The organism is Micromonospora sp. MH33 (genome assembly GCF_003013775.1).
In the GTDB taxonomy this organism is placed as follows: Bacteria; Actinomycetota; Actinomycetes; order Mycobacteriales; family Micromonosporaceae; genus Micromonospora; species Micromonospora fulviviridis.
Map to the genome: position 1 here is coordinate 1 of NZ_MUYZ01000227.1, position 11,715 is coordinate 11,715.

General features: G+C 73.2%; 10 protein-coding genes, 1 tRNA gene and 1 pseudogene. 7 read left to right on the plus strand and 5 right to left on the minus strand.

All coding sequences use genetic code 11. From position 1 onward, the window contains the following. The 5 genes and pseudogenes from B0E53_RS26580 to B0E53_RS26605 all read left to right on the plus strand — a co-directional run. On the plus strand, positions 1-218 hold a 218-nt coding region (locus B0E53_RS26580; protein WP_107078534.1), incomplete at its 5' end, for a hypothetical protein. A gap of 10 nt (positions 219-228) precedes the next feature. Further along, a complete protein-coding gene (locus B0E53_RS26585) occupies positions 229-1,146 on the plus strand; it encodes a bifunctional DNA primase/polymerase (protein WP_107078535.1) in 918 nt (305 codons plus the stop codon). Further along, positions 1,143-2,558 (plus strand): YfjI family protein, encoded by a 1,416-nt coding sequence (locus tag B0E53_RS26590; RefSeq protein ID WP_348639677.1) that lies wholly within the window; start codon positions 1,143-1,145, stop codon positions 2,556-2,558. The genes B0E53_RS26585 and B0E53_RS26590 overlap by 4 nt, the downstream gene beginning before the upstream one ends. Positions 2,559-3,273: 715 nt before the next feature. Continuing rightward, a complete protein-coding gene (locus B0E53_RS26600) occupies positions 3,274-3,477 on the plus strand; it encodes a helix-turn-helix domain-containing protein (protein ID WP_107078537.1) in 204 nt (67 codons plus the stop codon). Next, a pseudogene (locus B0E53_RS26605) lies at positions 3,474-4,986 on the plus strand (integrase). The gene B0E53_RS26600 and the pseudogene B0E53_RS26605 overlap by 4 nt, the downstream one beginning before the upstream one ends. 63 nt (positions 4,987-5,049) lie before the next feature. Here B0E53_RS26605 and B0E53_RS26610 read toward each other — a convergent pair. Beyond that, positions 5,050-5,133 (minus strand) — tRNA-Tyr (locus tag B0E53_RS26610). A 148-nt stretch (positions 5,134-5,281) separates the two neighbouring features. Between B0E53_RS26610 and B0E53_RS26615 the strand changes: the two genes are divergently transcribed. Together B0E53_RS26615 and B0E53_RS26620 are read left to right on the plus strand one after the other, a co-directional pair. Continuing rightward, on the plus strand, positions 5,282-5,776 hold the full coding sequence (locus tag B0E53_RS26615) for a YajQ family cyclic di-GMP-binding protein (RefSeq protein WP_168215412.1): 495 nt from the start codon (positions 5,282-5,284) through the stop codon (positions 5,774-5,776). 96 nt (positions 5,777-5,872) lie between these two features. Continuing rightward, positions 5,873-6,148, plus strand: coding sequence for an antibiotic biosynthesis monooxygenase (locus B0E53_RS26620; RefSeq protein ID WP_246835605.1), 276 nt, complete (start codon positions 5,873-5,875; stop codon positions 6,146-6,148). A 143-nt stretch (positions 6,149-6,291) separates the two neighbouring features. On the opposite strand, the gene B0E53_RS26625 is transcribed toward B0E53_RS26620, so the two are convergent. From B0E53_RS26625 to B0E53_RS26640, 4 genes are all read right to left on the minus strand, one after another. Continuing rightward, positions 6,292-7,551 carry an MFS transporter gene (locus B0E53_RS26625; RefSeq protein WP_107078541.1) on the minus strand — a complete coding sequence of 420 codons (1,260 nt, stop codon included), beginning with the start codon at positions 7,549-7,551 and terminating at the stop codon, positions 6,292-6,294. Positions 7,552-7,688: 137 nt separating this feature from the next. Continuing rightward, the gene (htpX, locus tag B0E53_RS26630; protein ID WP_107078542.1) at positions 7,689-8,567 is read right to left on the minus strand and encodes a zinc metalloprotease HtpX; all 879 of its coding nucleotides are present in this window, start codon (positions 8,565-8,567) and stop codon (positions 7,689-7,691) included. 148 nt (positions 8,568-8,715) lie between these two features. Beyond that, positions 8,716-10,182, minus strand: a complete 1,467-nt coding sequence (locus tag B0E53_RS26635; RefSeq protein ID WP_107078543.1) for a proton-conducting transporter membrane subunit — start codon at positions 10,180-10,182, stop codon at positions 8,716-8,718. 55 nt (positions 10,183-10,237) lie between these two features. Further along, positions 10,238-11,715, minus strand: a 1,478-nt coding sequence (locus B0E53_RS26640; protein WP_107078544.1) for an NADH-quinone oxidoreductase subunit M, incomplete at its 5' end; no start/stop codon positions are given.

Consider the following 11,715-nt stretch of genomic DNA (forward strand, 5'->3'; position numbering starts at 1 on the left):
CGCCGGCCGAGCTGGACGCCCTCACCGCCGCCCTGGCCGCCGCCGGTCACCTCACCCAGCGCGGCACCCGCCGGGCGCTGACCGGGGCCGACGCGGGCCGGCACCGGCTCTACCTGCGCCTGACCGTCGCCGCCGTCAAGCGGCCCGGCCGCGCCCCGGAGCAGGGCGGCGCGCTGATCGACCTTGACGCCGCCCGCGCTCACCGCCGACCCGCCTAGGAGACGCCTCATGTCTGACCTGCTCACCGCCGCCCTGGCTCACGCCGCACGCGGCTGGCACGTCTTCCCGCTACGGCCCGACGACAAGCGGCCCGCGTTCCCCGACCATGCGGCCGACGACTGCACCGGGCGTGACCCGCGCTGCCGGGCCGGTCACCTCGGGTGGGAGGCCCGCGCCACCACCAACCCCGACCGCATCCGCCGAGCCTGGACCGCCCGCCCCTACGGCATCGGCCTGGCCTGCGGCCCATCCGGTCTCGTGGTGGTCGACCTCGATGTGCGCAAGCCCGGACAGACCATGCCGCCCGGCTACGAGGGATGCCCGCACGGGCTGCGAACGCTCGCCGAGCTGGCCGCCGCGCACGCCGCCACGATCGACCCGACGTACACCGTGACCACCGGCCGGGGCGGCACCCACCTCTACTACCGGCACCCCGACACCGGGCCGGAGCTGCGCAACACCGCAGGGACTCTCGGCCCGATGGTCGACACCCGCGCCCACGGCGGCTACGTCGTCGCTGCTGGCTCCACGGTGGCCGGTCACCCGTACGTGGTCGACCTGGACACCGACCCCGCTCCGCTGCCCGGCTGGCTCGCCGCGCTGCTGGCACCCGCGCCGCTGCCGCCGCAACGCCCGGTGGTGGTCGACCTGCCCGCCGATCGATCCGGCGCGTACGTGCGGGCCGCGATCGACCGGGAGGCCGAACGGGTCACCGGCGCGCCGTCCGGGGAGCGCAACCGCTGCCTCTACATCGCCGCCGTGGCCCTCGGCCAACTCGCCGCCGGTGGCGCGCTCACCGCCGAGGACGCCCAGAGCGTGCTGGAGCAGGCCGCCGGCCGTGCCGGGCTGGGCCGCGTCGAGACCGCACGCACCATCCGATCCGGGCTAGCCGCTGGCTCCCGCCGACCCCGAAAGGTGGCCGCATGAGCACCGCCCGCCTCCACCTCGTGACCGACGACCCGCAACCCGCCGGGCAGGAAGCCGCGGGCGCCGCGTTGTGGGATGTTCCAGTGCCCCTGACCGGCGCGAACACCGCGACACCGCCGTTCCCGGTCGACGTGTTCCCGGCCTGGCTCGGTGACATGGTGACCGGCGTTGCCCGGTTCACCGCCACCGATCCGGCCATGGCCGGCACCCTCGCCGTCGCCGTCCTCTCCGCGTGCGCGGGCGGGCGGCTGGAGGTGGAGCCGGTAGCCGGGTGGCGAGAGCCGGTGAACATCTTCGCCGCCGTCATCGCCGGTCCCGGCGAGCGCAAGAGCCCAGTGCATCGGACCATGACCGCGCCGCTGTTCGCCGCTCAGTCGACCCTCGCTGACGCCATGCGGCCCCGCATCGCCGAGGCCGCCGCGCTGCGCGACATCGCCGACCGGCAAGCCGAACAGGCCAAAGCCCAGGCCGCGAAGGCTATCGATCCGGCCAAGCGCGACGACGCTGCCGCCGAGGCGGTGGCCGCCGCGATCGCCGCCGAGGCGATCACCGTTCCCGGCCTGCCCCGGCTGATCGTGGACGACGCCACCCCGGAAGCGCTCATCGGGTTGATGGCCGCGAACGGCGGCCGCATGGCGATCATCTCGGATGAGGGCGGGATCTTCGACACCCTCGCCGGTCGCTACTCCGGTGCCCCGAACCTCGACCCCTACCTGAAAGGCCACGCGGGACAGCCGATGAGCAACGAACGGCAGACCCGCGAGGGCGCGTCGATCGACAAGCCCGCGCTGACGGTGTGCGTGATGGCGCAACCGGTGGTGCTGCGCCAGTTCGGCGGCAACGCCGGACTAGCCGGGCGAGGACTCCCCGCCCGGTTCCTGTTCGCCCTCCCAGCGTCCATGGCCGGATACCGGCCGGTGGACACGCCCCCGGTGCCGGAGCCGGTGACCGACGGGTACCGGCACCGCGTTCACGACCTGGCCGCCACCTTCGCCGAATGGACCGATCCCGCCGTGGTCGTGCTCACCGAGGATGCCGGGCAGGTGCGCCGGGCCGCCGCCGAACAGGTAGAAGCCGAGCTACGCCCCGGCGGGAGCCTGCACGACATGCGGGAGTGGGGAAACAAGCTCTCCGGCGCGACCCTCCGGTTGGCCGGGCTGCTGCACGTCGCTCACCACCCCGCCGACGCCTGGCGACGCCCCATCGACGCCCACCGGATGGCCGACGCCGTGCGCCTGGCGGAGTTCTTCGCCGCCCACTACCGGGCCGCCGTCGCCGCGATCACCGCCGACGCCACCACCGAAACCGCCCGCCGCGTCCTGGCCATCGTCACCGCCAAGGGCATGACCACCTTACCCGCCGCGAGCTGCACCGCCGCTGCCACCGGCAACTACCCCGCGCCGCCGACGTGACCGCCGTCGTGGACGTCCTAACCGCCCACGGCTGGATCCGCACCACCGAGACCGGCGGCTACGAAGTCCACCCCCGCGCCGCGCAACTCACGGCCGGGGGCGGTGACAGCGGTGACACGGTGACAACCAGCTCCGACAGCAGCGTTTCCGCAGCTCAGAACACCTGAACCGCTGTCACCACCCCCCGGTGACAGGGCGGTGACAGCGGTGACATCCCCCCTCTAGTTGTCACCGCTGTCACCACCTGTCACCACCCACCGGTGACAGCACAATATCCCGCCTGACCAGCACAAACAGCCAGACAGGCCCCCGACTGTCACCGTGTCACCGCCTCCCGACCCCGCCCGCCCGCAACCGACCCACGGCGGGCGTGGCCGGCACCCCTGAAACGGCCCGCTGAGAGCCACACAGACGCCCCGGCCCTATGCCTTACACCAACCCTGCCCGGATCTTGCGTCTCCGTGGCTCTCAGCGGGCCGCCCTACGCCGTTCTGCCGCACCGCCACCCCGACCCTCCACACGCGACCCGCACCGACCGAAAGGCGCTCACCGTGCGAATCAGGCTGCACGGCACACCCGCTGAAACAGCCGCAGCACTCGCCGCCATCGCCCAAGTGCTGCACATCCAGCAGGTCAGCCGCCCCTACCCCGACCGCCGATCCCCGATGTTTCAGCGCATCTACCTCCACGCCACCCCGAGGGAGGACACCCGCCCATGACCACCACCCGCCGCACCCCCACCGGGAACCTGCTCACCCTCGCCGAAGTCCTGGACGAACTCCGCGTACCCCGCTCCACCTTCTTCCGCTGGAAGGCCACCGGCCGCGCACCCCGAACCATCAAGTACCCCAACGGCAGCCTCTACGTCCGCCGCCGCGACCTAGACACCTGGCTCAACGACCACGAAGAGGCAGCATGAGCACCTACGACGTACGCGTCTACAGCATCCAGAAACGCCAGCTCACCAAGGGCTACTCATATGGGGTGCGCTGGAAGGTTGCCGGTCGCCCGTTCCGGGACACATTCGCCACTCGCGCCCTGGCCGAGAGCTTCCGCTCAAAGCTGGTGGTGTCTCAGCGGGAAGGCGTCGCGTTCGATGAGGCCAGTGGCCTGCCCGAGCCGATGGCGCGCGCTCTCAACGCCCGTTCGTGGTACGAGCACGCTGCGGCCTACGTCGACATGAAGTGGCCTCGCGCGTCGGCGAAGCACCGCAAGGGCATTGCCGAGACGCTGGCCACCGTCACCCCGGCGCTGCTGGCGACCGACCGCGGCGTCCCCAGCGACAAGGCAATGCGGGCCGCGCTCTACGGATGGGTGTTCAATAAGGCTCGCCGCGACGCTGGGGAGCCGCCCGCCCACCTGGCCGCCACCGTGCGCTGGCTCAAGGCCAACACCGTTGATCTGACGGCGCTCGCCGACGCCGCCTTGGTGCGGAAGGCGCTCGACACGCTTGCCCTGCGGATGGACGGCGCGCCAGCGTCGCCAAGCACGATCGCCCGCAAGCGGGCCGTCTTTTCCGGCGCCCTCAAGTACGCCGTGGAGCTGCGGCTACTCGACGCGCACCCGATGTCCCTGGTGAGCTGGACCGCGCCGAAGATGGCCGATGAGGTCGACCGGGGAGCGGTAGTCAACCCCGATCAGGCGCGGGCGTTGCTCGCCGAGGTGGGCCGCGCTGTGCCCGAGCTGGAAGCGTTCTTCGGATGCATGTACTACGCCGCGCTGCGGCCCGAAGAGGTGCTTCACCTGCGCGAAGACGAGTACGAGCGGCCCGCCCAGCGCGGGGGGTGGGGTGTGCTGCACCTGACCGGCTCGACGGTGGCCGTGGGTCGGGACTGGGGCGACGGTGACGACACCGCCGAGGACCGAGGGCTCAAGCACCGGGCAAAGGCAGCGACCCGGGACGTACCCGTTGCGCCGCCGCTCGTGCGGCTGCTCGATCACCACATCAGGGAGTACCCGCCGGGATCGAACGGCAAGCTGTTCGTGACTCGGCGCGGCCCCGGCGGACGGTACGTGCCCACCGCTGGTCAGCCCATCCCGAACAACACCTACGGGAAGGCGTGGCGCGACGCGCGGGCAAAGGTGCTCACCCCGGCTCAGCAGCGCTCACCGCTGGCCCGGCGTCCTTACGACCTGCGGCACGCCGCCGTGTCGCTCTGGCTCAATGCCGGGGTGCCGGCTACCCAGGTCGCCGAGTGGGCCGGGCACAGCGTCCACGTCCTCATGCGGGTCTACGCGAAGTGTGTCTACGGCCAGGAGGAAGCCGCTCGCCGCCGGGTAGAGGCGGCCCTGGGCTTGCCACCGGCTAGCAACGGATCCACCGCCTCGGCGACCGGCGGCGCGGCCTGATGACGACCCGATCCCCGATGATCTCGGTGACACGTATGTGACACAGCCAGTGGGATCGAGCGGGTTGGAGCGGGACTGAGCGGGACTCGCGAAAGAGGCCCCTGACCGGCATTCGTGCTGGTCAGGGGCCTCTTTTTGCACCTGGTGGCGGGTAGAGGATTCGAACCTCTGTAGCTTTCGCGACGGATTTACAGTCCGCTCCCATTGGCCGCTCGGGCAACCCGCCAGGGCACACCACCACGTCGCGACGCGGCGGCGGAAGCAAGGATAGCGGTTGCCCCCGGGTCCGCCGCAACCGGGTACCGTCAGGGGGTCTCACCGCTGGTCAGTGGGGGACGGATCAGGACAGACCGCCGGACAGCAGGAGCATGAGCATGGCAGCGAACCCGTCGTTCGACATCGTGAGCAAGGTCGACCGGCAGGAGGTCGACAACGCCCTCCGCCAGGCGGAGAAGGAGCTCGCGACGCGGTTCGACTTCCGCGGCACCGGCGCCGAGATCTCCTGGTCGGGCGAGGAGGCGATCAGCCTCCAGGCGGAGACCGAGGAGCGGGTCCGGGCCGCGCTGGACGTCTTCAAGGAGAAGCTGGTCAAGCGGAACATCTCCTTGAAGTCGCTGGACGCCGGCGAGGCCCGCGCGTCGGGCAAGGTCTTCAAGATCGACGCCAAGGTCATCCAGGGCATCGACTCGGACAAGGCCAAGGCGATCAGCAAGAAGGTCCGCGACGAGGGCCCGAAGGGCGTGCAGGCGCAGATCCAGGGCGACCAGCTCCGGGTCACCGGCAAGAAGAAGGACGACCTCCAGGCAGTCATCGCGCTGCTCAAGGGCGAGGACTTCGGCCTCGCCCTCCAGTTCACCAACTACCGCTAGGACACTGGTCAGGGCCGCCGCCCGGATCAGCGCGGGCGGCGGCGTGACACACCGGGAGCGGGGAGCGGACGGATGCCCTACGGCTATCTCGGGTCGATGAGGACCAGGCCCGGCTGCCGGGACGATGTCGTGGCCATCCTGTTGAGCGGCGTCGAGGGGCTCCGCGAGGCTGGCTGCGAGCTGTACGTGGTCGGCGTATCTGACCAGGACGACGTCACGATCTGGGTCACCGAGGTGTGGCGGAGCAAGGAGCACCACGATGCCTCCCTGCGACTCCCCGAGACCCGGGCGGCCATCGGCCGGGCCATGCCGATGCTCACCGGCGAGTTCACCAGCCAGGAGTTGACGGTGGTCGGCGGGCTCGGTCTCTGAGGCCCGCCGACCCCGGTCAGCGCGAGAAGATCAGCAGCAGGATCACGGTCAGCACCGCGCTGACCAGGATCGAGCCGAGACAGCCGATCCGGTTCGAGAAGAAGAGGAACATACCTGGGCTTACCCCGCCCACGGGAGTCTGATCAGGCGACGAGCGACTGCTCGGCGCGTACCGCGGCGGCCTCGGCGCGGGCGATCGGGCCGGCGGGCGGCGCGGCGACCGCGGCCCCGACGGCGACCGCCGCCCCGGCGAAGAGGAACGCCCAGGGCACGCCGCCGGCGTGGTCGACGATCAGCCCGGCCACCGCTCCCCCGGCGGCGCTCGCCGCCACCGACATGGTGACCACCCAGGTGTACGCCTCGTTCAGCATGCCGGCCGGGGTGATCCGGCCGACGAGGGTGTTCTCCAGGGTCAGCGCGGGCGCGATGGTGGCCCCGCCGAGCACCAGCGCGATGCCGAGCGCCGCCGGGCCGGGCATCACCGCGAAGACGGCGAAGCTGGCCGCGACCGCGCCGAGCAGCCAGGCGAACTGGCGGCTCATGTTGGCGGCCGGCCGGCGTACCCCGAACCAGAAGCCGCCGAAGGCGCTGCCGACGCCCCAGACGGCCAGCAGTACGCCGGCGAGGCTCTCCGGGTCGTCGGCGGTGGCGTTCCCGGCGAAGGCCGGGACGATCACGCCGGCGGCGCCGAAGGCGATGCCCAGGCTGGCGACGCAGAGCAGCAGGGCCGGGAAGCCGCCGAGTCGCAGCGGGCCGAGGCCCTTGGCGTGGTGCTCGCGGGAATGCGGCTGCCAGCCGCGCATGACCCGGCCGAGCGCGACGGCGGTGGTGCCGACCAGGGTGACCACGGCGGCGCCGACCAGCGCGGCGGCGGCGTCGGCGACCAGGACGAAGCCGGCCACCAGCAGCGGGCCGAGCACGAAGACGACCTCGAAGAGGGAGGTCTCCGCGGCGAGCGCGGTGTTGCGCAGGTGGGACCGGCCGGTGGCGTGGGCGGTGAGGTCGTTCCAGGCGCCCCGGATGGCGGCGGTCAGCGGCGGGTAGGTGGCGCCGGCGACACCCGCGGCCAGGTAGATCAGGGGGAGGTTGTCGGCGCCGGACCGGCTCGCCCCGAGCAGCCCGAAGAGCGCGAGCGGGTGGGCCACGGCGGTGGCCAGCAGCACCGGGGTGGGGCCGACCCGGTCGGCGACGCGCCCGGCGACCGGGCTGAGCGCGGCGCCGGAGAGCGCGTAGATGCCGCCGGCGACGGCGGCGAGCGCGTACCGGTCGGTGACCTCCGCGACGACCAGCAGCAGCGCCAGCGGCGTCATGCCGATCCCGAGCCGGCCGATGACGCCGAGGATCAGCAGCATCGGGGCGCCGGGGATCCGCCAGACGCCCAGGTACTGGCGCAGTGCGGCCACGGTCGACCTCCAGGGGTGTAACGGGTGGGAGACGTTTCGACCCTAACTCCGTGGTGTATCCGGGGGAAACGGTTTGTGCCCGGACACACCACTCCGCCCGCGTCCGGACGGACGCGGGCGGAGGTGGTCGGTGCGGGTCAGCGCTGGAACTGCACCGGACCGGAGCTGCGGGCCAGCTGCTCCAGCCGGGCCACCCGCTGCTCCATCGGCGGGTGGGTGGCGAACATCGCGGCGATGCCGCCGCCCCGCTTGAACGGGTTGTCGATCATCAGGTGCGCGGTGCTGGTGAGCTGGCCCTGCGGCGCCAGCGGGCGGGCCTGCGTACCCGCGTGGATCTTGCGGAGGGCGCTGGCCAGGGCCAGCGGGTCCCGGCTCAGCTCGGCGCCGGACTGGTCGGCCTGGAACTCCCGGCTCCGGCTGATCGCCAGCTGGATCAGGGTGGCCGCGATCGGGCCGAGGATCAGGGTGAGCAGCAGCACCGCGGGGTTCGGGCCGTCCTCGTCGTCGGAGGAGCCCAGCGGGATGAACCAGGCGATGTTCGCGAGCGCGGTGATGATGCCGGCCAGGCCGGCCGCCACGCTGGAGATCAGGATGTCCCGGTTGTAGACGTGGGACAGCTCGTGCCCGATCACGCCCCGCAGCTCCCGGTAGTCGAGGATCTCGACGATCCCCTGGGTGACGCAGACCGCCGCGTGCTCCGGGTTACGCCCGGTGGCGAAGGCGTTGGGCTGCGCCGTCGGGCTCACGTAGAGCCGGGGCATCGGCTTGCGCGCCTGGGTGGAGAGCTCCCGGACCATCCGGTACAGCTCGGGGAACTGTGCCTCGCTGACCGGTTGCGCCCGCATCGAGCGCAGCGCGAGCTTGTCGGAGTAGAAGTAGGTCACGCCGTTCATCAGCAACGAGACGACGGCGGCGATGACGAGACCGCCGCTACCGCCGAACCAGTAGCCGACCGCGAGGATCAGCGAGGTCAACAGGCCGAGCAGCGCTGCGGTCTTGAGACGGTTGTGATGCACGATCGCTCCTTCGGTGCGCGGGCGCGCGTGGGGCCCGCTGACCGGTTCAACAACACCGGTACCCGCCAACCATCCTGCTCATGGCTGAAAGTTGGCTGGGGATTCCTGTGCGCGGGCTGTGCCAGCTGCCCAGCGGGGCACGAACCGGTCAGCGGGCCGCCACGTCGAGCACCAGCTGCGGGGCGAAACCGAGCACCACGGCCAGCGCGGTGGCGATCCCGAGCGCGACCACCACGATCCGGGCCGGGCGGACCGCGACCGCGCCGGGCGCCGCGTAGAGGGTGGCGGCCAGGCGCAGGTAGTAGGCGAGGCCGAGCACCGCGTTCAGCGCCACCACCAGGGCCAGCCAGCCGGCGTGCCCGGCCAGCAGCGCGCGGACCACGGTCACCTTCGCGAACAGTCCGGCCAGGCCGGGCGGCAGTCCGGCCAACCCGATCAGGGCCAGCGCGAACGCGCCACCCACCCACGGATGCCGACGCGCCGCGCCGCGCAGGTCGGCCAGGGCGCCGCCGTCACCGTCCGCCGGCCGCAGCGCCACCACCGCGGCGAACGCCGCCAGCTCCAGCAGCACGAAGAAGACGGTGTACGCGACGGCCGCGGCGTACGCCCCGGCGCGGGCGTCGGCGGTGCGCCCGCCGGCCAGCGCGAGCGCGCCCAGCGGGGCGAGGATGTAGCCGGCCTGGGCCACCGACGACCAGGCGAGCAGCCGGACCGTCCGCTGCTGGCGCAGCGCCACCAGGTTGCCGACGGTCATGGTGAGCACCGCCAGCAGGGCCAGCACCGGACCGGTCACGGTGGCCGGCAGCGCCCGCTGCACCACGGCGAGCAGGGCCACCACGCCACCCAGCTTCGAGGCCGTCGACAGGTATGCCGCCACCGGCAGCGGCGCGCCGTCGTAGGTGGCCGGCGCCCAGGCGTGGAACGGCACCGCGGCGACCTTGAAGGCCAGCCCGGCCACCACCAGCGCCACGGCGACCGTGCTGAGCGGAAGGTCGAGCAGGCGCTCCCCGTCGGCGCCGAAGGCCGCACCGAGCCGGTCGAGGTGCACGCTGCCGGTCACCGCGTAGAGCAGCGCCGCGCCGAGCAGGGTGACCGTGGTGGCCACCACGCTGACCACGAAGAAGGTCACCGCCGCCTCGGCACCGGCCAGGCTGCCCCGGCGCAGCCCGACCAGCACGTAGAGCGGCAGGGTGAGCGTCTCCAGCGCCACGACCAGGGTGATCAGGTCGCCGGCCGCGCCGAGCACCACGCCGCCGGCCATCGCGCAGGCCAGCAGGAAGCAGTATTCCCCGACCGGGACCCGGCCAGCGCGCAGCAGCGGGCCGGAGAGCGCCAGCACGCCGAGGGTGAGCAGCGCGATGACCACCGCGACCAGCGCGGCCCGCCCGGTCCACAGCCAGGAGCAGTCCGCCCCGACGCAGAAGGTGCGGCGGTCGCCGGCCGCGCCGACCAGCGCCGCGCCGAGCGCGGTGCCCGTCGCGCCGAGGGCGGCCACGGCCACCGTGGCGACGGCCCGGGCCGCCAGCAGGTCGACCAGGAGCACCAGCACGGCCGTGCCGGCGGCCAGGTAGGCCGGCAGCAGCGCCACGTTGTCCACGCTCTGCACCAGGCTCATCTGTGCCCGCCTTCGTTCGCGACTGCGGGGCTCCGCTCCGCTGCACTCCTCGCGCTCATTTGGTGACCACTCCCAGCAGGGCGCCGACCGGGCCGGAGGCGTACGACAGGACCAGCGCCGGCGCGAGGCCGACGGCGAGGGCGAGCAGCACCAGTGGGGCCCAGGCGGCCAGCTCCGCCCCGGCCAGGCCCGGCGCGAGCGGGGCCACCGCCGGGCTGGGCCGCCCGTGGGTGACCCGGCGCAGCAACCGGAGGAAGTACGCGGCGGTCAGCGCCCCGCCCAGCGCGGCCAGCACCGCCAGGGTGGTCCACAGCCCGCCGCCCCGCCGGACGGCGGCCACCACGGCGAACGCCTCGCCCCAGAAGCCGGCCAGCCCGGGCAGCCCGAGCGAGGCGACCGCCGCGAAGCCGAGCAGCCCGGCCAGCCGGGGCGCGGTCTCCCGCAGCCCGGACAGCTCGGCGAGCGACCCGGTGCCGGTACGGTCCTTGACCGCGCCGGCCAGGAAGAAGAGCAGCCCGGTGATGACGCCGTGCGCGATGTTGCCGATCAGCGCGGCCTGGAGGCCGGTGGCGGTGAGCGTGGCGACCCCGAGCAGCACGAAGCCCATGTGCCCCACGCTGGAGTACGCGATCAGCCGCTTCAGCTCGTCCTGGGCCAGGCAGACCAGGCCGCCGACCAGGATCGCCGCGACGGCGAGCACCCCGAGCACCGGGGCGGCCCAGCGGGCGCCCTCCGGGGCCACCCCGACGGCCACCCGGATCAGCCCGTACGTGCCCATCTTGAGCAGCACCCCGGCCAGGATCACGCTGCCCACGGTGGGGGCCTGGGTGTGCGCGTCAGGCAGCCAGGAGTGCAGCGGCCAGAGCGGGCTCTTCACCGCGAAGGCCAGCGCCAGCAGGGTGAACGCGGCCAGCTGGGTGCCCCGGGACAGCCCGGCGCCGCCGGTCAGCGTCATGAGGTCGGCGGTGCCCGCGGCGGCCACCACCACGTAGACGCCGACCAGCAGCAGCACCGAGCCGAAGAGCGTGTAGAGGGCGAACTTGCGGGCCGCCCGGCGCCGGTCGTCGCCGCCCCAGCCCGCGATGATCGCGTACATGGGCAGCAGGACGACCTCGAAGAAGAGGAAGAACAGCACCAGGTCGAGGGCGAGGAAGGTGCCCAGGATGCCGACCTCGACCACCAGCAGCAGCGCCACCAGGGCCCGCCCGCTGCCGCCCCCGGCGGGCACCCGCCAGAGCGTGTAGCCGCAGCAGAGCAGCGTGAGCAGGGCGGTGAGCACCACCAGCGGCCAGGAGATGCCGTCCACCCCGAGGTGGAAGCGCAGGTCGAGGCCGGGCACCCAGGACGCGTCGAGCCGGTGCCAGGGCTGCACGGCCGGCCGGGGACCGTAGCCGAACCAGCCGTGGTCGCCGCCGGCCAGCGGCAGCGTGGCGAGCAGGGTCAGCGCGGCGGCGGCCGTGCCCACCAGCCGGCCGGCCCGGTCACCGGGTACGGCGGCGGCCGCGACCGCGCCCAGCGCGGGCACCGCGAGGA

Excerpts from the sequence above, each read along its gene's own strand:
- B0E53_RS26635 (WP_107078543.1), bottom strand. The coding sequence starts at position 10,182 with ATGAGCCTGGTGCAGAGCGTGGACAACGTGGCGCTGCTGCCGGCCTAC.
- B0E53_RS26600 (WP_107078537.1), top strand. The coding sequence starts at position 3,274 with ATGACCACCACCCGCCGCACCCCCACCGGGAACCTGCTCACCCTCGCC.
- B0E53_RS26590 (WP_348639677.1), top strand. The coding sequence starts at position 1,143 with ATGAGCACCGCCCGCCTCCACCTCGTGACCGACGACCCGCAACCCGCC.
- B0E53_RS26620 (WP_246835605.1), top strand. The coding sequence starts at position 5,873 with ATGAGGACCAGGCCCGGCTGCCGGGACGATGTCGTGGCCATCCTGTTG.
- B0E53_RS26615 (WP_168215412.1), top strand. The coding sequence starts at position 5,282 with ATGGCAGCGAACCCGTCGTTCGACATCGTGAGCAAGGTCGACCGGCAG.
- B0E53_RS26585 (WP_107078535.1), top strand. The coding sequence starts at position 229 with ATGTCTGACCTGCTCACCGCCGCCCTGGCTCACGCCGCACGCGGCTGG.